The 23,410-nt window shown below is 44.2% G+C and carries 14 protein-coding genes; 1 reads left to right on the forward strand and 13 read right to left on the reverse strand.

Annotated elements, in window-relative coordinates:
* Positions 1–111: transposase (locus LAY41_RS32770; RefSeq protein ID WP_249071837.1), on the forward strand; the 111-nt coding region annotated here is incomplete at its 5' end.
* A 151-nt stretch (positions 112–262) separates the two neighbouring features.
* Here the strand turns inward: LAY41_RS32770 and LAY41_RS10550 are convergent.
* The 13 genes from LAY41_RS10550 to LAY41_RS10610 all read right to left on the reverse strand — a co-directional run bounded on the left by LAY41_RS10550 (position 263) and on the right by LAY41_RS10610 (position 23,361).
* Positions 263–1,672, reverse strand: coding sequence for an amidase (locus LAY41_RS10550; RefSeq protein ID WP_249097171.1), 1,410 nt, complete (start codon positions 1,670–1,672; stop codon positions 263–265).
* Between the two features lie 360 nt (positions 1,673–2,032).
* On the reverse strand, positions 2,033–2,860 hold the full coding sequence (gene map, locus LAY41_RS10555; protein ID WP_249097172.1) for a type I methionyl aminopeptidase: 828 nt from the start codon (positions 2,858–2,860) through the stop codon (positions 2,033–2,035).
* Positions 2,861–3,199: 339 nt separating this feature from the next.
* A complete protein-coding gene (locus LAY41_RS10560; protein ID WP_249097173.1) occupies positions 3,200–3,670 on the reverse strand; it encodes a sulfocyanin-like copper-binding protein in 471 nt (156 codons plus the stop codon).
* A gap of 6 nt (positions 3,671–3,676) precedes the next feature.
* The gene (locus LAY41_RS10565) at positions 3,677–4,411 is read right to left on the reverse strand and encodes a sulfite exporter TauE/SafE family protein (RefSeq protein WP_249097174.1); all 735 of its coding nucleotides are present in this window, start codon (positions 4,409–4,411) and stop codon (positions 3,677–3,679) included.
* 32 nt (positions 4,412–4,443) lie between these two features.
* On the reverse strand, positions 4,444–5,568 hold the full coding sequence (locus LAY41_RS10570) for a DegT/DnrJ/EryC1/StrS family aminotransferase (RefSeq protein ID WP_249097175.1): 1,125 nt from the start codon (positions 5,566–5,568) through the stop codon (positions 4,444–4,446).
* Between the two features lie 10 nt (positions 5,569–5,578).
* The gene (locus LAY41_RS10575; RefSeq protein ID WP_249097176.1) at positions 5,579–6,643 is read right to left on the reverse strand and encodes a hypothetical protein; all 1,065 of its coding nucleotides are present in this window, start codon (positions 6,641–6,643) and stop codon (positions 5,579–5,581) included.
* A 15-nt stretch (positions 6,644–6,658) separates the two neighbouring features.
* Complete coding sequence (locus LAY41_RS10580; RefSeq protein WP_249097178.1) at positions 6,659–10,981, reverse strand: non-ribosomal peptide synthetase; 4,323 nt, start codon at positions 10,979–10,981, stop codon at positions 6,659–6,661.
* 65 nt (positions 10,982–11,046) lie between these two features.
* The gene (locus LAY41_RS10585; RefSeq protein ID WP_249097180.1) at positions 11,047–12,648 is read right to left on the reverse strand and encodes a B12-binding domain-containing radical SAM protein; all 1,602 of its coding nucleotides are present in this window, start codon (positions 12,646–12,648) and stop codon (positions 11,047–11,049) included.
* A 104-nt stretch (positions 12,649–12,752) separates the two neighbouring features.
* Positions 12,753–17,474, reverse strand: coding sequence for a non-ribosomal peptide synthetase (locus tag LAY41_RS10590; RefSeq protein WP_249097182.1), 4,722 nt, complete (start codon positions 17,472–17,474; stop codon positions 12,753–12,755).
* Between the two features lie 66 nt (positions 17,475–17,540).
* On the reverse strand, positions 17,541–19,451 hold the full coding sequence (locus LAY41_RS10595; RefSeq protein ID WP_249097183.1) for an AMP-binding protein: 1,911 nt from the start codon (positions 19,449–19,451) through the stop codon (positions 17,541–17,543).
* Positions 19,452–19,494: 43 nt separating this feature from the next.
* Positions 19,495–22,347 (reverse strand): M16 family metallopeptidase, encoded by a 2,853-nt coding sequence (locus LAY41_RS10600; protein ID WP_249097184.1) that lies wholly within the window; start codon positions 22,345–22,347, stop codon positions 19,495–19,497.
* Positions 22,335–22,487: a hypothetical protein gene (locus tag LAY41_RS10605; protein ID WP_249097185.1), complete on the reverse strand. Its 153-nt coding sequence runs from the start codon at positions 22,485–22,487 to the stop codon at positions 22,335–22,337. Before LAY41_RS10605 ends, LAY41_RS10600 begins: the two co-directional genes overlap by 13 nt.
* A gap of 13 nt (positions 22,488–22,500) precedes the next feature.
* Complete coding sequence (locus LAY41_RS10610) at positions 22,501–23,361, reverse strand: DUF4231 domain-containing protein (RefSeq protein WP_249097186.1); 861 nt, start codon at positions 23,359–23,361, stop codon at positions 22,501–22,503.
* Between the last annotated feature and the right edge of the window lie 49 nt (positions 23,362–23,410).

Genomic DNA, 23,410 nt, shown 5'->3' on the forward strand with positions numbered 1-23,410 from the left:
AATAATAAATTAAAATTGTTAAAACGTTGTGGATTTGGATTTAGAAATTTTAATAATTTTGAAATACGGGCTTTACTATTGTGGCATTTTCATAACATTTTAGCACACTAAGTACGGAAGAGCCACTAATTTTCCGAAAGGATCTTTTGGGGGTGCTTCATTTTCTGAGTCGAAGGAAGAATAATATTGAATCCACCCAATATCAAAGTGCGGTCTTTCATTTGCTTTGTGAAGGATATTTTTCATTTCGATTTCTCTCGATTTATGATTGCAATGCAAAAGCAGGACGGTGCTGAATCCAGGGTTTTACAGCTTCAATCTGAGCTGCTAGAGAAATGATAGTGGCTTCAGCAGCAGGACGCCCTACAAGCTGAACGCCAAGCGGTAAGCCATTGGGATCAAAACCTGTGGGAATTACTATGCTGGGCTGTCCGCTGGCATTAAAGGGCGGACAGGGACCCACCCAATGCACAAGCTTTGGCAAAGTTTCTTCGGGACTCAGATCGGCCCATTCCCCAACGCGGATTGTGGGGTGCATATAGACTGGCAGGACTAAGACATCCACGTTATCAAAGAAAGCAACGATCCGCCGTGCGATCGCTTGCATCTGACCGACGGCGCGCAAGTATTCTCCCGCATCGCAGATTCGATCGGCTAGCCAAGCATTCATCGAGCCCAGAGCTTCTTTAGGAATGCCAGCTGCTGCGACACCTGCCTGCCAAACAATCTTAAAAGGTTCAACCAAACCGTTAAAGTCGGGACAACCGGGTTCAACCGCGTGACCCATTTCTTCTAGAAGTTTCACCGTTTCTAGCACAGGTTGCTGGCACACAGGCGATGCTTCACCCACAGGCGCAATTTCTGTAGAAAAAGCAATTCGCAAACGATCGGGCCTTAGACTGGCAGCAGCAAGGAATGAGGGGTCTGGATCGGGCAACCAGTAAGGGTCGCCCGTGATATAACCAGAGATAACATCAAGCAGGGCTGCCGCATCCGCTACAGTCCGAGCTAGAGGGCCATTACTAGCAATACCATTTTGGCGATCGCCTAGAGGTGCATAAGATACCCGACCTCTAGAAGGCTTAATCCCCACCAAACCGCAGCAGAAAGCTGGGCCGCGAATGGAACCACCGCCATCAGAACCTTGCGCGATCGCACATAATCCAGCCGCTAGAGACGCCGCCGCACCGCCACTCGACCCGCCCGGAGTATAATCCAAATTCCAAGGATTTCGAGCTGGTGGAAACCCAGGTGGTTCTGTGTAAGGGAAAGAACCCAACTCAGAAGTCGCAGTTTTGCCCAAAATAATAAACCCACCCCGGCGTATTCGCGTCACCACCCCATCATCATAAGTAGCCACCTGGTTCCTCAAAACTGGTGAACCATAACTACAGGGGACATCGACAACTGGGTTGAGGTCTTTAATTGAAATCGGCACACCAAAAAAAGGCGGCAAATCGGAAGTATCGCCTCTACCCAGTTGTTCGGTTTTGGCTTTAGCATCCGCCAAAGCTAGATCTGCCATTACGGTAAAATAACTGCCCAGTTGGGAATCTAAATGCTGGATGCGTTCTAGGTAAAGCTGCACCAACTCCAGCGGCGACACTTCTTTGTTGCGGATGAGCTTAGACTGTTCTAGTGCGGGGGTAAATGCTAAATCAATTTTGTTCATATTGTCAAATTGTTTGTTGTCATCGGTGGTTAAATTTTTACCGCAGATGAAGGCAGATGAACGCAGATAAACGCAGATAAGAATAAGAACAGGATTTTTTTAGGTGGCCGATGTGTAAGGATATGAGTGATATCGTCAAATTGTTTGTTGTCATCGTTGGTTAAATTTTTACCACAGATGAAGACAGATGAACACAGATGAACACAGATAAGAATAAGAACAGGATTTTTTTAGGTGACCGATGTGTAAGGATATGATATCACAAGTAACAAAAGAAAAGGGAAGATTTTAGATTTCAAATTTATGTTGATTGACAATATGAAATTTGAAATCTGAAATCTGAAATTGGATCTAATGGAACTAGACCAAAGCGCGATCGGTCAAAATCTCATACCCGTCTTCAGTCACCAGTACGGTATGCTCAAACTGGGCAGACAGGGCATTATCCACAGTCACCGCCGTCCACTTGTCCGCCAGAGTGCGCGTGAATTTAGAACCTGCATTCAAAATTGGTTCGATCGCCAAAGTCATCCCAGCACGCAGCTTGACATTTGGCATCTCGCGGGTGCGGAAGTTAAACACGGAGGGTTCTTCATGCAGGTTGCGACCCACACCATGTCCGGTAAAATCTTCTACCACGGTGAACCCGTTTGCTACAACACAATCCTGAATAGCACCAGCAAGATCCATCAGATAGTTTCCCGCTTTAACTTGCTCAATGCCTTTGTAAAGCGCTTCTTCTGCAACCCGAATTAACTTAGCGGCTTCTGGAGTTACTTCGCCTACTGCGATCGTAATGCAAGAGTCGCCGTGAAAGCCTTCGTAATAAGCACCAGTATCTATTTTTACTACATCTCCAGCCCGAATCACTTTTTTGGCACTGGGAATCCCATGTACCACTTCGTTATTGATACTAGAACAGATAGAAGCAGGAAATCCGTGATAGCCTTTGAAACTTGGTTTTGCGCCCATTTCTCGGATGCGCTTTTCCGCGTAGGCGTCCACATCTGCTGTTGTCATCCCAGGTTCCATCGTCTGGGAAATTTCTTTAAGTATTGTTGCCACGATTTTCGACGCCTGTCGCATGATTCCTATTTCACGGGGCGACTTAATCTCAATGCCTTTACGTCTTTTATTGCTAGAGGAAGTTTGAACGGAGTGGGAAAGCAAATTGCCTAGAATATTCATGGAATCAACAGGTGGCTAAAGGTGGTATGGCAACAGTAACGATCAATTGCAAATTCAGCTAAATCCAGCAATTATATCATGTCCTTACGCATCGGTTTCCTAAAAAATTCCCGTTTTTATCTGTGTTCATCTGTGTTCATCTGTCTTCATCTGTGGTTAAAATTTAACCACAGATGACAACAAACAATTTGACGATATCACTCTTACACTAACGATGCTACCGGACATGATATTATATCAAGACTCCAAAAGATTGATAGAAAAATTGTCCCATCAGAACTTGAGGGCGCATATTTTGTTGCCCGAAGGCAGTTCATACAAATTTAACTGATATTTCCGCTACTCAGCAGAAATAGCAATTTGGCCGGTCATCCCCGCTTCGGTATGTCCCGCGATTGGACAGCGGAGACTGTAAGTGCCCGATTTAAGCGGTACAAATACCCACTCTGCCTGGGCTCCGGGTTGGATTTCTATCTCGTGGATAGCCCCTTTGACTTCCATTTTGCCATCTTGGACTTTTTGCGTCCAAATTGCGTCTGCAAAGTCTTTGGCGGTGAAATAGTGCTTCTGGGGACTGGGATTGTTGACGATCAGTTTATAGGGCCGATCGGCCACAAACTTGAGGTTGTTTGGGAAAAACTTTAATTCGTTACCGGCATTGCCCAAATCGATCTTAACTTCTGTAACTGGGTTGCTGATGAGAGAAGCTTCAGCTGGGGATGCAAAGATAAAGCCAAAGCAAACTATTAGCGCCAACAGCATCCACCAATGCCGCCATAGTTTATCGATAGAGCCAATTAACCGAACCATAATTTATCAGTGATGATGATGAAGATGCCGATCGGGAGCTTGCTGGGTATAGTCTGTCCCAGGCAAGCTCGTGGGATGCAGTTGGCCTAAAAGAGCGCTCTGAGGAGGTGGAGGCAACCAGCCTAACGTATACACTCCCATCCAGAGGGTCAGACAGCCCAATATTAGCATTGCCATTGCTACATAGCGCTCCAGCTTGGGAATTTTGAGCCGTTGAATTAGGATACCAAAGCCTACCATCGCAGGCATCGTACCCAAGCCAAAAATAAACATACCAAGAGTAGCGATCGCGATCGGTTGAGTAATGCCAAGACTCAGCGCCATTGCCGTCAAGCCGCAAGGAATAAATCCCAGCAACACTCCTAATGGGTAGGTGCGATACCAGCTTTTACTAGCGTACAGCCGCCCAACGCTTTCCCGATACCACCGATAGTGCTGGATTGAAGGCAGCTTTCTAGGTAAAACTTTTAGTTGCCCTAACGCCAAGTAAATCATCACCCCACCTGCCAGAATCAAAAGCGTGGCGCGGAATCCTAACAGACTTTGTAGAATTTCACCAAAGCTACCAGCCAGAAATCCTAAAAGCGCATAGGTTGTAGAGCGACCTAAACCGTAAAGTACGTGAGAATGCCAACTGTTCTTCTGAGGTAAAGTATAGCCCATCACCAACGGGCCGCACATCCCTACGCAGTGACCGCTCCCAATAAAACCAAGGACTAGAAAAAGATACAAACTGAGCATTTGGCAATTTTAGATTTTAGAGAGCCGTTGAATTAGCCTATCAAATTTAAACATCGAGCTAAATAAACTTGTAAAGATTCACACACATAATCAATTTGTTGATTTTTTAGCTCAAAGTAAGAAGGTAAGTTAATGCCCCTTTGGTATACCTTATGAGTTACAGGTGTATGAATTCTGTTACTCTCATACATCGGCATATCCGAAATAGGATAAAAATAGGGTCTTGTCTCTATCCCTTCATGGCTTAAAGCCAGCATTAAGTTGTTTCGCTCTTTTTCTGTATAACCCTCAATTTCCAGACAAACAAGCCAATAAACATTTGATGCCCAATCGGCTGTGAAGTTGAGCTTAATTCCTGAGATATTTGACAAGGTTTTTTCATATAATTTAAATATTTCTCTTTTTCGAGACAGCAATTCATCTAATCTCTCAATTTGAGCTAGACCCAATGCTGCCTGCATATTCGTCATGCGATAGTTATACCCTATGCGATCGTGCCAGTAACGTTTTGAGCTACTCATAGCATGATCTCGCAAGTGCTTTGCCTTTTGATAAAACTCTTCATCATTAGTAGTAATCATGCCTCCTTCTCCGCAGGTTACGAGCTTATTGCCGTAAAAGCTAAAGATTCCACAGTCACCTAGAGAGCCTGTTTTTTGTCCTTTAACCGCAGCGCCGTGAGCTTCAGCCGCATCTTCTACAACCAAAAGATTATATTTTTTCGCCAATTTATCGATCGCAATCATATTGGCTGGATGTCCGTAAAGATGCACTGGTATTATGGCTTTAGTTTTTTCGGTTATGGCTTTTTCGATTTGAACTGGATCTATACAGAGAGTGTCTTCTTCTATATCCACTAAAACGACTTTTGCCCCTGTATAAGTTACCGCATTAGCAGTAGCAATAAACGTCAAGTCGGGGACAATAACCTCATCATCGGCTTCAATTCCATAGGTGACAAGGGCGAGATGAATTGCTGTCGTACCGCTAGAAGTCGTAAGGGCATATTTTGTGCCGCAATATTCGGCAAATCTCTCCTCGAATAGATTGATGTATTTACCTAGTGAAGATATCCAACCCGATTTAAGCACATCTGTTACGTAGTCTATCTCTAAGTTAGTAATCGATGGTTGTGATAGCGGTATAAATTGATTCATTTTGTTTAATTTATAGAAAAAATAAAGATGAAGCAAAAATTTTGGTATTTTCTGTTAAATTATGGTAATTATACCATTTATTAGCATTATTAGCAACCGTTTGCAGTTGCATTAAATTAAAACTTTTCAACTGGTTAGGCACTAAATAATGCTTGTTCATTTCCAATCCATCACCCTCTGAAGGATTGTACTGAGAACAGATGGGAATTAATCCATGAACGCAGAAGGCTGCAAAAACGCTCGATTTTCCAAGACCGCCAGGAAAACGGCTATAGTCTAAGAATCCAGCCTTTGAAGTCAACATCAATTCACAGACGGCTTCATTCGGTTGAAATCCCATTTCAACTAGACGTACACCTTTGAAGTCTGACGACGACAAATTCAGGGATTTTCCAATATCGCAAATTTCTTCAATTCCCAAAACTTGGCAACTATCAAGCAGTTGTTTGAGAGAATTTTTATAGACCCGATGGCGATCGGCCCCACCAAAAACAATCATTCTGCGATCGCGATCGGCTATACTTGGCACGCTTGAGGGTTCGCCAATGGTTGAAAAATCTGGAATGCAGGTTACAGAATGTCCTAACCATTGCTCAAGAACTGTTTGAAATCGAGCGCTGTCTGTGAGGACAGTCGTGGCAATTTTGGCAAGACGGCGAGAAACTAGACTCTGGATAGGATTTAAAAAATTGAGCGCTTTAAACTTCAATATTGGTAACTCATGGAACATGACAACCAACTTGAGAGAATGCCGTTTCATCCCTGCTTGTAAAGCTTCCACTAGCCAAAAGGGAGCATCAAGTTTTCCGCGCATATAGGGATAGTTACTGTAATGTAAAATAATTCCCTCAATATCTTTGGGCAAGACTGATAAAAATGCCTCCGAAGTGTGAGCGGGTAATCCAGTGACTGAAAACCCATTAATGATGGGTTCTATCTCAAGCCCCTGTTGGAAAACTATAAACTGAGTAGTAATATTATGCTCTTTCAATAATTGCTCAGCTAATCTCAGCGCATAATCTCCAACACCATCTGTATAAGGGGGTAATCTAGGCACAATTTGCACAATTTTCATCGTTTTTTCCATTATCTAGAGTTTTTTTGGATTGACTTGTGTTTCCTCCAAGGCAAGCTTCACTTTTTCAACTAGGAAGGGAAGAGAGGATTGGTTAAATAAGTTGCCAAAAATTCCAGGAATTTCATGGCTTTCCACTCCCCCTGCTGCCAAGTCTGACCAGCCTAATCGATCGCCAAAGTACCATTCTAATATTTGTTTACTAGCTCGCAAGAGGATGATTCGCTCTGGGTAGACTTGAGGAATATATTCAGCCTTAGCTGCTCGGTTGACCTTTTCCGCTTCGAGGTAGCGAATTTCATGGGCAATAAATTCATCAGGATTTGAGGCCCGATCGGAATTTTCACTTTTGGGTAAATTGGCGATCGGATTGCTATGTTTATGATTAGACGGCTGGGATTTTAACATCTTACCACCAAGCTTTTGTCTAAATTTGGATTGAGCTTTTTCGAGCAGCCAATCCCAAATGTAGGTTAGTTTTTCAGCCAAATGACGCTGCCTTAAGTTATCGGCATGATAGTAGTAAGTTTTATAAAGTAAAAAATCTGCTTTATGAAAAAAGGCTTGAGTTCGCCAAAGCAGGTTATCTTTCGGTAATGGTTTAGGTGCATAAGCATCAACTAAAACCAGCAGCGCTACTTTTTCACCTTGAGCATGAAGCTGTTGAGCTATCTCGAATGCCACTGTTCCTCCAAAGCAGTGACCGCCGATAAAATAAGGCCCGTTGGGTTGGATTATTTGTATTTCTTTGATGCAGTGAGCCGCCATTTCTTCAACAGAATTCTGGAAGATTGGTTTTCCCTCCAAAATTTGGTGTTGCAGACCATAAAAAGGTCGATCGATCGGCAAACAACGGCCAAATTTAGCCCAGGTAATGGCTTCAGCAGCACCACCGTGAAAGAAGAAAGGCAGTTTAGAACCTGCGGGTTTAAGGGGTACGAGACTAGACCAACGATTTGACCATCCTTCTTGACGTAGGATGTTAGCTAATTCTTCAACAGTCGGCGCTTGGAAGATAGTAGCAATCGGAATGTCTTTGTCAAGAGTATTTTTAATTTGACTGAATAGCTGTATGGCTAGTAAAGAGTGCCCTCCTAAGTCAAAGAAGTTCTCGCGGATATGGATGGGTTTAATGTTGAGAACTTTTTCCCAAATTTTAGTTAGTTGCAGTTCTAATTCATCTCTAGGCGCAATAACATTGTCTGTTGGTTCTTGTCGAGTTGGGTCGGGGTCGGGAAGGGCGCGACGATTAATTTTTCCATTAGGAGTCAAAGGCAGAGCATCTAAAATCGCAAAGGCAGCTGGCACCATATAATTAGGTAGCCTATCTTTGAGGAAGTGGCGTAATTCTGAAGCAGTGGAGGTTGACCCTGGGTTGAAAACTACGTAAGCGACGAGACGTTTATCCCCAGATATGTCTGGTGAGGCAATAACAACCGTTTCTTTAACCGCTGGGTGTTGAGCTAGGGTCGCTTCAATTTCGCAGAGTTCAATGCGGAAGCCGCGAATTTTTACCTGAAAGTCCTTTCTACCTAAAAATTCTATAGTGCCATCGGCTCTTAAACGACCCAAATCTCCTGTCCGGTAAATTCGGCATTTTCCTCCTTCTGGGTCGGGTAAAAAGACTGCTTGTGTGAGTTGGGGTTTTTGCCAATAACCTAGAGCGATATAAGGACTTCTGATGGCAATTTCTCCATAAACTTCAGTATTTATTCCTGCTTCAGTAAGTAATAAAATTTCGGTGTCTTCAAAAGGATAACCTACGGGAACTAGCTGACCAGGAATAACGGTTTGATTATCGATTAAATATTGCAAATGAAAAGAAGATTCCGTACCTCCCAAGCCATTGACAAAAAGACAGCTATCTGAAAAATATTCCCTGTACAAATCAACATCTTTTTTAACTACTTCTTCTCCTCCTAAAACTACTAAACGAATTGTCGGAAATGGGATTTCTAAACTTTGAGCGGGTCCGGGTAAGGTTTCGAGAAAGTGTCGGTAGAGGGTGGGGGTGGAGTGATAGATGGTAATCTCTTGTTGTCTTAAGCAATCAACAAGATAGGTTAGACTTTCTGCTGTAATGTCAATTGGGTATAGGGTGGCTCCATTTAATAAGGCTCCAAAGATATCCATGACTGCTGCATCAAAGCTGTAGGAGGAGAGCAGCGTTAGCTTATCCTCGGCAGCAATATGAAGATTATTGGTGTAATTTCTGATGAAATGAAGAACGTTGCGATCGCTTTGGATAACTCCCTTGGGTTGTCCGGTTGAGCCAGAAGTATAGAGAATGTAAGCTAGGGTATCTGGGGTAGATAGATTTACTTCATTGCAAGAGGATTCCAAGTCGATTTCATCAATGTTGATGATTTGGATTTTATTGGATGTTAATTTTTGGGCGATCGCCAGATTCCGATCGTTAGTGAAGATGGCACTAGCTTGAGAATCTTTCAGAATGTAAGTCAGTCTCAGTTGGGGATAACTTGGGTCGAGGGGAATGTAGGTTTTGCCTGCTTTGAGGACTCCTAAGATGGATGCGATCGCAGGTGCATCGTGTTCAAGTAAAAGAGCAATTCTTTCTGATGGACACAGTTGCAGGAGAGTTTGAGCGATCGCATTTGCCTTGTGGTTTAAGGTGCTGTAAGTCCACTGATGATTTTTGGTATAAATAGCAATATTGTGCGGATATTTTCTGACTTGCTCCTCAAATCGAGCCGGGATTGATTGCTCGATAGCAGCTTTAGGGAATTCTGTAAAGGGCTGATTGGGACGAACCGAATTTTTACAGTTACGCAGTCTTTGACGTTCTGTTTCACCCAAGAGCGGTAAATTAGCGATCGGTTGCTCTGGATTGGCAACAATTGCTTCTAACAAGGTTTGGAAATGCCCCATCATCCAAGCGATCGTCTCTGGGTTAAACAAATCCCGATTGTAGACCCACTCCAGCTTAATGCCCTCAAATTGCGATCGCACATACAGAGTTAAGTCGAACTTGGCAGAAGCTTCAGCACTGGAAAACATCTCTATAGTTAGCCCTGGCAGTTCCAGTGCTGAAGCTTCTAAATTTATCATGTTAAACCATACTTGGAACAGAGGATTGTAGGTGAGATTTCGTTCCGGCTGCAGTTCCTCTACCAGCTTTTCAAATGGCATTTCCTGATGTTCGTAAGCCCCTAATGTCACCTCCTTAACTGTTGTCAACAGTTCCCGAAAACTGGGATTTCCATCCCAATGAGTGCGTAACACTACAGTATTGATGAAAAAACCAATTAACTGCTCTACTTCGGGACGGTTGCGACCTGCGACGGGAGATCCAACTACAATGTCTTGCGTACCCGTGTAGCGAGACAGTAAAGCTTTGAAGGCGGCTAACAGCGTCATAAATAAGGTAGCCCCTTCTCGTTGACTTAAAATATTTAGCGCCTCACTAAGAGTCTGAGAAAGGTGCTGAGATTGTTTTGCACCACTGAAAGTTTGAATCGTTGGACGGGGCCGATCTATGGGCAATTCTAGCAAAGGAGGTGCTACATCAAGTTGTTGTTTCCAATAAGACAGTTCTTGTTGTAAAACTTCTCCAGCAAACCGCTCTCGCTGCCAGTAGGCAAAATCCACATACTGGATAGGTAATGAAGGCAAGGAAGAGGGATGTCCCTGTTCGTAAGCCGAGTAGAATATTCCCAGTTCCCGACGCAACAAGTTCATCGACCAACCATCAGAAATGATGTGGTGTAGGGTCAGCAGTAGGATATATTCTTTTTCTTGGAGTTGTAGTAAAGTTCCTCGAATTAAGGAATCGTTTTCAAGAACGAAGGGTTGTAAGTGTTCGTTCTTGACGAACTGTTGTACTTTAGGATATTGTTCGGTTTCTGATAAGTTTTGCAAGTCTACTAAAGGCAGGGAGAAATTAGAAGTGCTACGAACGAGGGTAACAGGAATCCCGTTACGAGTTGCAAAATTAGTCCGCAGGACTTCGTGACGGTCAATCAGCGATTTTAAAGCTTCTTCTAGAGCAATTAAATTGAGATTACCTTTGAGGCGTAATGCCATTGCCATATTATAGGCAGCATTTTTGCCTTCTAGTTGGTCTAGAAACCACAATCTTTCTTGGGCAAAAGAGAGGGGTAAGTCTTTGTCTCTGGGAACGGGTTTAATTAGCCCTGGGGTATCTGAATTAACTTGCTCCAGAAATGCCAGGATTTCCGATTTACGCTCTTTCATTTGCGCCAGTAAATCGGGGGTCATTGTTCCTGGCGTAGCACCATAGCGCAAACGACCCTCATCAATCCATAGCTTGACCTGAAGACGGCGGAGTTCGGATAAAAATTCTTCAACAGGTTTCATCGAAACAAACCTCCGAGTGCGGATATACCGTTAAAAAGCATAATTATGAGCCTTCTCTGAAGGAATTATTGAGCATTATTTTTGATTAATTCTGACTCTTCCGTCCGCTCTCGCAGTTTTGCTTCTGCTGCTAGATACTCAGCCAATTGGGATTGAATTTGCTCTTTGACAATCTGGCGGTACTCCAGTAAATGCTCTAGTTGAGCGCAAACAAATAAATAACGTTTCCAGCCGCTGCGATAATGTTGGTATATACCATAAAGGTTGCGCCAGAACTGCCAACGGGTATTTCTGACAATCCCTTGCCGCCAACAAACAATCAGTAGCGGTCGAATCATCGCCCAAGTCAGTTTTTTCTTAGCAGTTTGTCGTATTCTGGGATACTTTGCCTGTCCCAAAATGAGAAACTGACGGTAGGTACGGTCTAGAAAGCGCGCTGGCTCGTATAACTTCCAAAATGCTTCAACATATTCGCCAGCAATTTCTTCTAACGGACGGGTTGGTACAAAGTTCATCAATGTAGTTTGATTGATGTTGCCCAATCCACTTCGGAGCCGTCCTTCTTTATTGAGCCGATGCCAGAGGGCAGTATCAGGGAGGGCTTGCAACATACTGAAGATGGCAGCAGGAATAGCCGTTTTCTCAACAAACTGGACAATGCGATCGCCTGCTCCCTGTTTTTCTCCATCAAACCCAATAATAAATCCTGCCATTACCCGCAGCCCTGACTGCATAATTGCATGAACTGCTTCACTCAGAGAGTCTCGTGTATTTTGGTACTTCCGAGTTAAAGTTAAGCTTTCTGCATCGGGTGTCTCAATTCCTAAAAAGACACCCCCAAAATTACACTGCACCATCATATCCATCAGTTCTCGATCTTGTGCCAAATCCACTGATGCTTCCGTGGTGAAAGAGAAAGGATAATCATGTTTAACCATCCAGGGTTTCAACTCTTTTAGCAGCAGTTTGACATTGCGCTTATTCCCAATGAAGTTATCATCCACCATAAAAATGCTGCGTCGCCACCCCAACTCATAGAGACGTTCTAATTCAGCCAGGAGTTGTGCTGGGGTTTTAGTTCGAGGTTTGCGACCATAGAGGACAATGATGTCGCAGAATTCACACTGAAAGGGACACCCCCGTGAAAACTGGACTGACATATCCATATATGCGTCAAACTCCAGTAGGTCGAAGCGCGGGATGGGTGTGCGGCTGACATCGGGCTTTTCTCCCCCAGACCGGAAAACCCCGCCAGTGTCACCCCGTTCAATCGCTTCTACAAACATCGGTAGGGTAATTTCTCCTTCATCAAGAATCAAATAATCAGCCCCCGCTGCTTTGGCTTCATCGGGTAAGCTGGTGGGATAAGGTCCCCCTACTGCAACAGCTTTGCCTCGCTGTTTCGCCTCCTGAATTTGATTGAGGAGATCCTGCTTTTGGACAATCATCGCTGAGAGAATGACTAAATCTGCCCAAGCCCACTCCGCTTCAGTTATCTGACGAAAATTCCGGTCTACTAACTTAAACTCCCAGTCTTGGGGAAGAATAGCTGCTACAGTCACCAAACCCAACGGTGGCAACGACACCTTACGATTCATCAGAGCCAAGGTTTTCTCAAAAGACCAAAAACTTTGAGGAAACAGGGGGTAAATCAGTAAAATCCGCATTATTTATCAATCCTGATATAGTGGGATTAGCTCGAGAGGAGTTCCAGATGGTTAACCGTTAAAGCGCCAACAGCTTTGTTAGATACAAATATTATTCAATTATTTCATAATTCTCCTTGTTCTAGATTGTTTTCAGTTGATGAGCGTTGTCCTGACTTAGCCCACAGGATTGTTTCGATGCGATCGCTCAATTGAGCTATGGTAGGCGATTCAAACAGGTCGCGCAACCGTAACTCCACCTCGAAAGCTTTCTGAATGCGAGATACAACCTGAGTGGCTAACAGAGAATGTCCCCCCAGTTCAAAAAAGTTGTCATGGATTCCCACTCGCTTGACTTTTAGAAGTGATGACCAGATATCTGCTAGTTGCTGCTCTGTGGAGGTGCGAGGGGAGACAAAGTTGGTTGAGAGCGTATCTTCTATCTCAGGTGAAGGTAAGGCACGACGGTCAACTTTGCCATTAGGAGTTAGAGGGAGTTTTTCCAACCTGACAAACGCTGATGGCATCATATATTCTGGTAGTTTGGTCTGTAGGAAGGAATATAGTTCGGTTGGGGTAAGTTGTTCTCGATCGCAGACAACGTAAGCGATAAGAGGTTTGTTACCGGATTGCTCTTCTTTAAGAATAACGACAGCTTCTCGCACTCCTGGGTATTGGGTGAGGACTGTTTCAATTTCTCCAAGTTCGATGCGGAAACCCCGAATTTTCACTTGATTATCAATTCGACCGAGAAACTCGATGTTGCCATCGCTGAGGTAGCGCACGCGATCGCCTGTTTTGTAAAGGCGTGCCTGGGGTGCGTTACTAAATGGATTGGGAATAAATTTTTCCTGAGTCAAGTCTAAGCGGTTGAGATAACCTCGCGCTAAACCAATACCGCCGATGTGTAATTCTCCTGGAATCCCGATAGGAACGGGTTGCAAATTGCGGTCGAGAACATAAATTTGGACATTAACAATGGCACGTCCAATTGGCACTTCTTTCTTTATGGGTGTTGATGCTGCCACCCTGTAGGTTGTGGCAACTACAGTTGCTTCAGTCGGGCCATAAGTATTCACTAATTGAGGATAATCGCCTATACACTTTTGCCACATTTTCACAGATTCGGGCAGAACTCGTTCTCCCCCAATAATTACCAATCGCAGGGACTCAGGAAGTGTTACATCGGTTGTTCCTAATTCAGAAACCATTAGTTGCCAATAGGCTGTAGGCAGATCTAAAACTGTTAGCTGCAAATCCTGGCAGGTTTTCAGGAAAGTCGCTACCGAAGTTAACATTTCCTCAGTTCGCAGCACTAATGTCCCACCAGATGTAAGGCAGGGATAGATTTCTTCTGCTGCTGTATCGAAACTAATCGAAGCAAATTGCAGCACGCGATCGCGTAGTGTCTCCGCAGGAGAATCACGCTCATTTAATCCATATTCAGAAATAGCAGCCTGTGTAAAATTAACCAAAGAGCGATGTTCGATCATCACCCCTTTGGGTTTTCCGGTAGAACCCGACGTATAGATGACGTAGGATAAGTTATTCGGCGTAATGTGGCTGACTGGATTTGCTTTACTTTCTTGGGCGATCGCACTTTTATCTCGCTCCAAACAAACCTGATACACCCCTTTGGCAGTAAACTGATGCTGGAACTTCTCTTGAGTTAACAACAGCGATATTTGTGCATCCGACACCATATAGTTTAAGCGTTCTGTCGGATAAGTAGGATCTAAAGGTACATAAACCCCACCCGCTTTGAGGATACCTAACAGTCCCACAATCATCTCTGGGGAACGTTCCACACACAAACCTACCAGTACCTCTGGCTTCACCCCCAAAGACTGAAGATAATGCGCTAATTGATTTGCTTTGGCATTCAACTGTGCATAGGTGAAAGTTTGATCTTTAAAAACGACAGCTAGCCAATCTGGCGTTTTTTGAACCTGGGCTTCAAAAAGCTGTGGAATAGTTTGGTCGATTGGAAATTCGGCTTTTGCTTGGTTGAATTTAAAGCAAATACGCTCTTTCTCTCCAGGAGAAAGCAAATTGATATTAGCAATAGGTTGGTTTATACTCTCTAACAATGAATCTAGCACGTTCATAAAATGTTGAATGGCTAACCCTTGCAATTCTTCATCAAAAATATCTTGATGAAAATCGAAATCTAAAAAAAGATTTTCCGATTCATTCCAATCGCGTATTTTGACGACAAGGCTTTCATATCCATGCCCTGAATGAATAGATTCACTTGTTATCTTGGCTTTCCCAAATTCCGACTTTGATTGTAGTTCGTAATTCAATACCACATCATAAATTGGTTTTTGGAAAGAACTTACGATCGCATACTGCCCGTATTTAATAGCCTCAGAGGTTGTACTGGCAATTCGACTAATTAATGAGAAAATAGTGTCGTCTGTTTGAATTACAATTCGCAGCGGCACAGTTTGCACAAAAGCACCGATAGATTTCTTGAAAATTTTCAAACGTCGATTGTGCAATGGCATTCCAATCGAAATATGACGGTTGTTATCAATCTTGTAAAGATAAACTGCAAAAGCCGCTAAAAAAATATTAAACAGGGATGTGTTTACTGTATTTACTGCTACATCTTTTTGAGTTGCAATAGTTTTAATTTTTTGAGTTCGAGCAACGCCTAAATTGTAAGAAACTCTTTTTACGAGTGTCGTCTGCTTGATAATTTTTTTACCATAAAATGCAATCGGCTCGATGTCTTCTGCCAGCTTTTGTTCCCAATAAGCTTTTGCTCTAAAATATCGGTCAGAGTTTTGATAGGTTCGCTCGTAATCTATGTAATCTTGAAATTGAGGAAGTTCTAGCTGTCCTTGCAACCGCTGGTTCGCCGAATAATCATAAAATATTGATAGATAATCAAAAATGAATTCAAATGATAAACCGTCTACAATAATTTGATGTGTTTTGAAGTAAACAATAAATTTATTTTTTGATAATTTTATTAGTACGCAATCAAATAAGCATTTATTTAAATTGAATATAATCTGGGAACGCTTATTTACCCAAGCTGGAAGGCGAGCAATATCTGAAGCTTGTGAGAAATCTAAATATTCCACTGTATAGGGGAAATTGGCGATAACCCTTTGCTGCGGTACTCCATCAATTTCCTCAATGATTGTCCGTAAGGCATCGCTGGCATTAATAAGCGCCTGGAATGCTTTTTGGAAGTGTTCTGGAGAAATATCGGTTAGGATGGTAACAATAACTGCATTATTATAGATAGGTGTATCTGGATTTAATTGCTGTGATAACCAAATTATGAGTTGATTAGCTGTCAAGTTTGAGCGGCGGCGATCGTTGATGAAATCTTCTCCCTCTACCTGAGAGTTGGCATCATTAAACTTCCTCGCTAATTGATATCGTTCGACTTTTGTTAATAGCGGCAGTTCTAAAAGTTGTAGCTCCGAATTTATAACAATGCTTTCTAACAACGTTTGGAAATAATTTGCCATCCGCTCGATGGTGACAGAATCAAACAAGTCTGTATTGTACCGGAATACACAGCGCAACCCTTCAGATTCGTCAGCGATATCTAAGGTTAGATCTAACCCAACTGTACCCGTATCTAACTGGCAATCCTCTATTTTTAAGCCTTGTGCTTCTACTACCACCTTTGGCATATTTCTGAGTTGAAATAATATCTGAAACAGTGGGGTATGGTTTAAGTTTCGCGTTGGGTGTAGTTCTTCTACTAACTTCTCAAATGGAATATCCTGATGAGCATAGGCTCTTAAAGCTACCTCGCGTACCTGACTTAATAGCTCCCGAAATGTGGAGTTTGTATCTATCTGAGTCCGCAAAACTAGGGTATTAATGAAAACCCCAATTAGTTTTTCCGTTTCTATGCGATCGCGTCCGGCGATCGGAGTGCCTACAATAATGTCATCCTGACCCGTATACCGATAGAGCAATATCTGAAAAGCTGCCAGCAGGGTCATAAACAACGTCACCCCTTCCTGCTGACTCAAGGTTTTAAGTGATTCGCTAAGATTTTTGGGTAACAATAGCGACCACTTTGCTCCCCCGAAAGTACGGACTGCCGATCGCGATCGATCTGTGGGTAACTCCAGCACGGGTAAATTGCCACTCAGTTGCTTTTTCCAGTAGGCAAGCTGCCGATCCAATACTTCGCCTTGCAGTCGCTCTCGCTGCCACTGGGCGAAGTCTCCGTATTGAATTGCTAACTCTGGTAGCGGAGAAGGTTTTCCGGTAGAGAACGCATCGTAGAGTGCTACGAGTTCTTTGAGCAAAACTCCCATAGACCACCCATCAAAGATGATGTGGTGCATTGTCAACAGCAGAATATGCTCTTCCGGGTCTAGTCGCAATAAGGTTGCCCTCACTAAAGGCAACTGAGATAAATTGAAACTGTGCTGCGCCTCTTGGACTGCAAGACGTTGGACTTCAGCTTTTCGCTCATTTGTAGGTAGATGACTTAGTTCTACAATTGGCCAAGTTAGGGTCAGAGTGGGAGCAATTACTTGAACAGGTTGACCATCGACGGCTGGAAAGCTAGTGCGTAAAATTTCGTGGCGACGCACAATTTCATTGAGGCTTTGCTCCAGGACTGCAACATTTAGCTGACCCGCTAAGTGAATATTGCTAGGGCGATTATAAGCAGCATTTCCTGGTTCTAACTGGTCTACTAGCCAGATGCGAATTTGGGAAAATGATAAGAGAGTGCGATCGGTTGTCCGGGAGATAGTTTGTTCGAGGTTTGCTTTGACAGCTTTTTCTTTGAGTTTTTGCTCTAGCAGCGCTCGTTTGGCAGGAGAGAGTTGGGCAATTCGTTGGTTAATATCATCCATATTTGCTGACCTAAACCTTATATTTACTATCTTTTTGATGTATTCACGAGCGCTTTTGTTGTTTCTTTACCGCATCCCATCAAGCAGGTTTTGGGCTGACTCATCCGAAAGAGATTCAATGTCAGCCAACATATCCGCTAACTCCTCATCCTCTAATGTTTCTGCCTGAATTTGGGCAATTGTCACTGCCATTTTAGCAGATGTGGGTTGTTGAAAGAAGATCAGAAACGACAATTCTACTTGCAAGGCTTCTCGCACGCGATTGACGATTTGAGCGGCCAGGATAGAATCTCCACCTAACTGGAAAAAATTGTCATGAATCCCAACTTGCTCAATACCTAAAATATCAGACCAGATTTCTGTTAATTTGGCTTCTATATTTGTACGAGGAGGAGCGTATTCTGCTTTAGGCTCTGTTGGATTGGAGGCAGTAAGTCCTAGCGTTTCGGCTAGGCCAATTCGCTGAAGTTTTCCTGTCGGCCCTTTAGGAATTTCATCTACAAACAGAACTACACGAGGAACTTTAAAATCAGCAAGTCTCTTGGCAGCAAATTCTTTAATTTCCGGTTCGGTTGCTGAGGTTCCCTCCCGCAGAACTACCGCAGCGGCGACATCTTCACCTAAAAGCGTGTGGGGAGCGGCAAAGGTAACGGCTTGAGCGATCGCGGGATGATCCAGCAGCACTTCATCCACTTCGCGGGGGGAAATTTTCTCGCCCCCTCGATTAATAATTTCTTTAATTCTCCCCTTTAAAAATAGATATTTATCTATATCTAAATACCCTAAATCTCCTGTCCGAAACCAACCATTAGTAAACCCTTTCTCATTTGCTTCGGGATTATTTTTATAGCCTTTAGTTACGTTATTTCCCTTGATGACAACCTCTCCCACTACTGGGGATGGAAGTAAATTACCTGCATCGTCCATAATCGCTATTTCTGGCCCAGCCTCTATACCAACTGAACCGGGTTTACGCACTCTAGGCGGAAGGGGATTGCAAGTCATTTGATGGGAGGCTTCTGTCATCCCATAAGCTTCAATTACAGGCGCATTGAATACCTGTTCTAACTCTACCATCACTTGTGGCGGTAGGGGCGCTGAGGAGGAGCGAATGAACCGGATTTGGTGACGAGAAATGATATCTTGGTTTGCTTTTGCACGGGTTAAAATTGCTTGGTGCATGGTTGGAACTGCTGAATACCAAGTGGGGGAAAATTCTTCTAACCAATTAAAGAATTGGGGTGCGTAAAACCCCTCTGTGCAAACGATACTAGCACCAGCACTCAGGGATGAAAGTAATGCGCCGATGAGTCCGTGAATGTGAAATAGGGGCATTACGTTTAGGCAGCGATCGCTTTCTGCTAAATTCAGCGCAATGCGAATGTTATGCGCCGACGTACAGAGGTTAACATGAGTCAAAGGGACTATTTTGGGACGGGAAGTTGTGCCGGATGTATGCAGGACTAAAGCTACATCATCGGATTTGGGATTTGGGATTTGGGATTTGGGATTTTGAGGAAAGTCTTGATAAGTTAAGGTGAAACTACCAGCTTCTGCTTCTAATATAGGGGAGAGTTCGATGATGGGAATGCCTCGTTTTTTAGCGATCGCTTTTGCTGGTTCGGCAATTCCCGACTGAATAATCAGTGCTTTGGCGTTGAGATCGGACAAATAAAAATCAAATTCTTCGGCGCGATAGGCTGGATTGAGAGGCGCACAGATAGCATTAGAGGCGATCGCTAAAAAGGCTACAGCCATTTCAGGGCCATTAGGAAGCGTAATCGCTACAAGATCGTTGCGACTCACACCTAGCAGATTCAATGTGGTAGCTACCTCACTAATGCGATCGCACAAACGGCCATAAGTCAGTGGAATTCGTCCTGGTGCGACAATGGCAATCTTGTCTGGGTTTCTTTCGGCTTGGACTTTTAGCAGTTCGGGAATGCTTAGATTCTGTGAAAATTCTGTCTCATTCATATAGCTAGGGGCTCTCTTGCTAGGGGCTAGCCCCTAGCTATAACTATCGCAACGCCGCCGGAGACACAGATGGCCCCGCCGTTACGACAACTAAGTTATCGGGTTGCAGCAAATCTTTGGCTATCTGGTTAACTTGTTCCAGACTGACTGCTTGGATTTTACGAGTAAAATCGCGAATTTCTGCTAGAGAAAGTCCGTAAACTTCGTTCATCAGAATTACCGATGTTAACGAGTCGGGGTCTGCTAGTTGAACAGTGTAACTGCTAATCAGGGAACGCTTGGCAGTATCTACTTCGGCACTGCTGACGCCTTGAGCGTGAACTTGTTGCAATAGGCCCAGGGTACTGGCGATCGCTTTATTGGTATCTTCCGGGGCTGTCTGCATATTAATCAGAAACAAACCGGGCTCCTTTCCGGCTTGGAAAGCGCTGTAGATCCCGTAGGTAAGACCAAGGCGATCGCGAATTTCATTTCCCAGCCGACTCGATAGAGTATCGCCACCCAGAATCTCATTTAGCACCAATGTGGCATAGTAACGCGGATCTTGGCGATTTATACCGCGATATCCCATAAAAGTGATCGCTTGTGATTTGCCCGGTATTACCGGATTCAAGCGGACAACTTTTTCAGGCATGGGTACGCTGGGAAAATCGAGACGTGGTGCTTTACCGCTGGCTTTCCAACTGCCTAATTGGGTTTCGATGAGCGATCGAACCTTTTGCGCTTCAAAGTCCCCCACCACAGTCAGCACGGTAGTATCGGGGCGGTAATGCGCCTGATAAAAACGCATCACATCGGCATCGGTAATGCGCTTCAGGCTGTCGTTGGTGGGATAGACGTGGAAGGGATGTTTGCTTGGGTAAATAGTTTGTTGCAATGTTCGATATGCCAAGTAACTTGGGTTATCGAACCGCTCTTTAAGTTGTGTTAAAGATCGCTGACGGCTTAGTTCCAGCTGATCTTCTGGAAAGTTGGCATTCTGCAAAACATCAGCTAAGGTCTGAACTAATGTAGGCAAGTCTTTCGATAAACTATACCCATCAAAGCTTACACCCTCTCTAGTCGCCGCAAAGCTCAGACTCGCGCCTCGCTCTTCCAAGGTTTTCGCTAGAGTTAGAGCATCTTTAGTCTTGGTGCCATTCAGAAGATTTTCTGCTGTCAGAGAAGCTATGCCTGCCGATGCTAACAAGTCAAATTCCGTCCCTGCTTGGATGTAACCGCTCAGGGTTATCGTTGGCGTACTGCGATCGGATAAAAGCAACACTTGCAAACCATTACTCAGTTTGAATGACTCTGGCAATGATTGAGTTGTGGATATACCTGATGAAGTAAAGTTCGGTAGATACTTCGCCACTTCCGCTGGGTCTACTGGTGGCCCCAGGTTGAAGTGTTCCGTAGTTTGACTGTTATTGCTTGTGGTCGCACCGCCTTGATCTGTCAGCTGGGTTGGCTCAAAGTAGCCTACAGTGCGATCGGATTCTTTGAGGTATTCTTTTGCCACTCGCTGCACATCAGCGGCGCTAACTCCCTGAACCTCTTTCAACAGCTTGTCTGTATAGCTGTAGTCACCCGTACTTATATAGTCGTCGCCCAGCTGCATAGCTTGGGCTGTTATTTCTCGGTTACCCAAGATAACCGCAGCCCGGAATTGGGCTTTAGCTCGGTTCAGTTCTTCTTCTGTGACGCTTTTATTTTGTAAATCCGCGATCGTTTCCCCAAGAACGCGATCGATTTCCGTCACTTTCCGGTCTCGAACTGCTGTAGCCGAAAGTTGATACCAACCCCCGCCAATTAAATTAGCTGCGTAGCCTCCTGCATCGCTAGCTAGACCCGACTCCACCAAAGCTTGATAAATCCGAGAACTGCGCCCCCCAGTCAAAATGTAATCCATTACCTTCAACGCCGCCACATCGGGGTGATTGGTCGGCGGTAACGGGTACACCACCTTCAACAAAGGTGCGCTACCTGCCTCCCGCAACACGATGGGAGTGGAGGAATGGGGGGTGGGGGCGTTTGAAGGTACATTTTCTCCCGCTCTCCCGCTCTCCCGCTCTCCCGCTCGGTTGGGAAGTTTGCCAAATATTTCTCTAACCGCCTTGAGGGTGGGTTCGGTTTGGAAATCTCCCACAATTATCAAGGTGGCGTTATTAGGGCTGTAGTAGTTGTTGTAGTAACGCTGTACCTGCTCTACCGTAAACTTTTCCACATCCGCTTTGGTGCCCCCAACGGTCAAACCATAGGGCAGATTAGGGAACACGGCTCGCATTACGGCGCGGTCTAGTCGATATTCCGGCGAATTTTCGTAGCCTTGCAATTCGGAAATCACCACCCGCTTTTCGCTGGCGAGTTGATCTGCACCGATGAAGGCGTTTTCCATCCGGTCTGCTTCTAATACCAGCATTGCTGGGAGTTTGTCCCGCTCCACTGTGCCAAAGTAGGCTGTTTCGTCGTAGCTGGTAAAAGCGTTCGAGTTGCTCCCCAGGGCGCTGAAAAGCCGACCAAATTGAATCGGGCGATTCGTAGTGCCTTTGAACATCATGTGTTCTAGCTGGTGTGCAATCCCATTTACTCCGGGTTCTTCGTTGCGCGACCCCACTTTATACCACGCCTGGACGGTGACTACCGGCGCTGTATGCACTTCTTTTGTTAAAACGGTGAGTCCATTTTCCAGCACCGTTTTGCGAACGTTTTGGGTCAGGGAGAGGGATGTTTCATCTGCTGGCGTGACCGCAGATGATTGGGAAAGTGCGATCGCCTCCTCAATCTTGGGCATGGTAGCTGCTGCTGGCTGAATGTTCGCAGTTTCGCCAGAAAACAGCACCACATAGCTCAAGCAGAGGCTAAACAACAATGCGGGAATGCGGTATCGACGCCAACAAGTAGTTAAAAAGGACATAAATTTTCTAGAGACCCAGGCGTGAATTTAATCTTGGTGAGATGAGCGCCCTGAATATACTCTAGTCTGCCACTAGAAACTTGCCGATCGACTATTTTAGTTTGAGCTAAAAATGCGTTGGCGTAGCCTGCCGTAGGCATATCGCACTTTCCCCTACTTTGACTCAGCAGATTGACCTGACTCGCTCTTGTCCTCCTTTGACTTGGTTTTCCCCGAATCTTCTACTTGCTTAAGATGAATATTATTCACCTCAACAATAAAGTTTTCTATTGCCTGTTTGGCCTTTTTTTGACGTTCCGTTTCGTCGTCTACATCATAGCAACGATAAGGTTGAGTCACTCCTAATATGAATTTTTCCTCCTCTGCTTCTAATGATTCTACGCTTTTATTAGCAGCAATCCAATTTTCCTGAAAAGGAAAGGATGTCACCACACTAGCCACTATAGATGCGATCGCAGGGAATATTACAGGCAGCCACTTGAACCACGAAATCCCTATATCCAACTTGTCTACTAAAACCAATATTGGTGTGATTCCCGAAAAAACAACGGTCGCCAGTTGCAAACTATAGTAAAAATTTCTGGAATTACTTCGAGTTGCTTTATAATCCTCTATCAACTCTTTGCAATACTGTAGAGCCTTTTCTCTGGCCGGATTTATCTGGTTGCTTTCTGATAAATTATTATTACCCGATAGATAGCTATAGAGTTCGGCTTTCTTGGCAATCTCTGACTGATTTTCCCCAAACCTAACGTTACTAGAGAGTTGTCTATTCGTTAGAAAAACAAACAGCCAAAGCGAAACAAGAGCAGCTAACCAGATAACTTCAACTGGATTTCCTGGCAAAAAAAAGTTAATGATGCCAGCACAAACAAAAGCAGCCAGAAAGAAATACTCGACGCTCTTCAGGATTAACGACATATTTGGACTCGATGTAGAGGATAAATTTTCTACCGGACTAGAAATCTCATCTTGGTTGGCCCGATCGGAATTAGTCATTTCAAATCTATTCACTGCTCCTTGCCAGTTTGGTTATCGGGTTAAAGTGTAGCATCTTAAGGTT

This window comes from Argonema galeatum A003/A1, from assembly GCF_023333595.1.
GTDB classification, from domain to species: Bacteria; Cyanobacteriota; Cyanobacteriia; order Cyanobacteriales; family Aerosakkonemataceae; genus Argonema; species Argonema galeatum.

Excerpts from the sequence above, each read along its gene's own strand:
- LAY41_RS10580 (WP_249097178.1), bottom strand. The coding sequence starts at position 10,981 with ATGAAACCTGTTGAAGAATTTTTATCCGAACTCCGCCGTCTTCAGGTC.
- map (WP_249097172.1), bottom strand. The coding sequence starts at position 2,860 with ATGAATATTCTAGGCAATTTGCTTTCCCACTCCGTTCAAACTTCCTCT.
- LAY41_RS10565 (WP_249097174.1), bottom strand. The coding sequence starts at position 4,411 with ATGCTCAGTTTGTATCTTTTTCTAGTCCTTGGTTTTATTGGGAGCGGT.
- LAY41_RS10595 (WP_249097183.1), bottom strand. The coding sequence starts at position 19,451 with ATGAATGAGACAGAATTTTCACAGAATCTAAGCATTCCCGAACTGCTA.
- LAY41_RS10575 (WP_249097176.1), bottom strand. The coding sequence starts at position 6,643 with ATGAAAATTGTGCAAATTGTGCCTAGATTACCCCCTTATACAGATGGT.
- LAY41_RS10560 (WP_249097173.1), bottom strand. The coding sequence starts at position 3,670 with ATGGTTCGGTTAATTGGCTCTATCGATAAACTATGGCGGCATTGGTGG.
- LAY41_RS10605 (WP_249097185.1), bottom strand. The coding sequence starts at position 22,487 with ATGCCTACGGCAGGCTACGCCAACGCATTTTTAGCTCAAACTAAAATA.
- LAY41_RS10600 (WP_249097184.1), bottom strand. The coding sequence starts at position 22,347 with ATGTCCTTTTTAACTACTTGTTGGCGTCGATACCGCATTCCCGCATTG.
- LAY41_RS10570 (WP_249097175.1), bottom strand. The coding sequence starts at position 5,568 with ATGAATCAATTTATACCGCTATCACAACCATCGATTACTAACTTAGAG.
- LAY41_RS10590 (WP_249097182.1), bottom strand. The coding sequence starts at position 17,474 with ATGGATGATATTAACCAACGAATTGCCCAACTCTCTCCTGCCAAACGA.
- LAY41_RS10550 (WP_249097171.1), bottom strand. The coding sequence starts at position 1,672 with ATGAACAAAATTGATTTAGCATTTACCCCCGCACTAGAACAGTCTAAG.
- LAY41_RS10585 (WP_249097180.1), bottom strand. The coding sequence starts at position 12,648 with ATGCGGATTTTACTGATTTACCCCCTGTTTCCTCAAAGTTTTTGGTCT.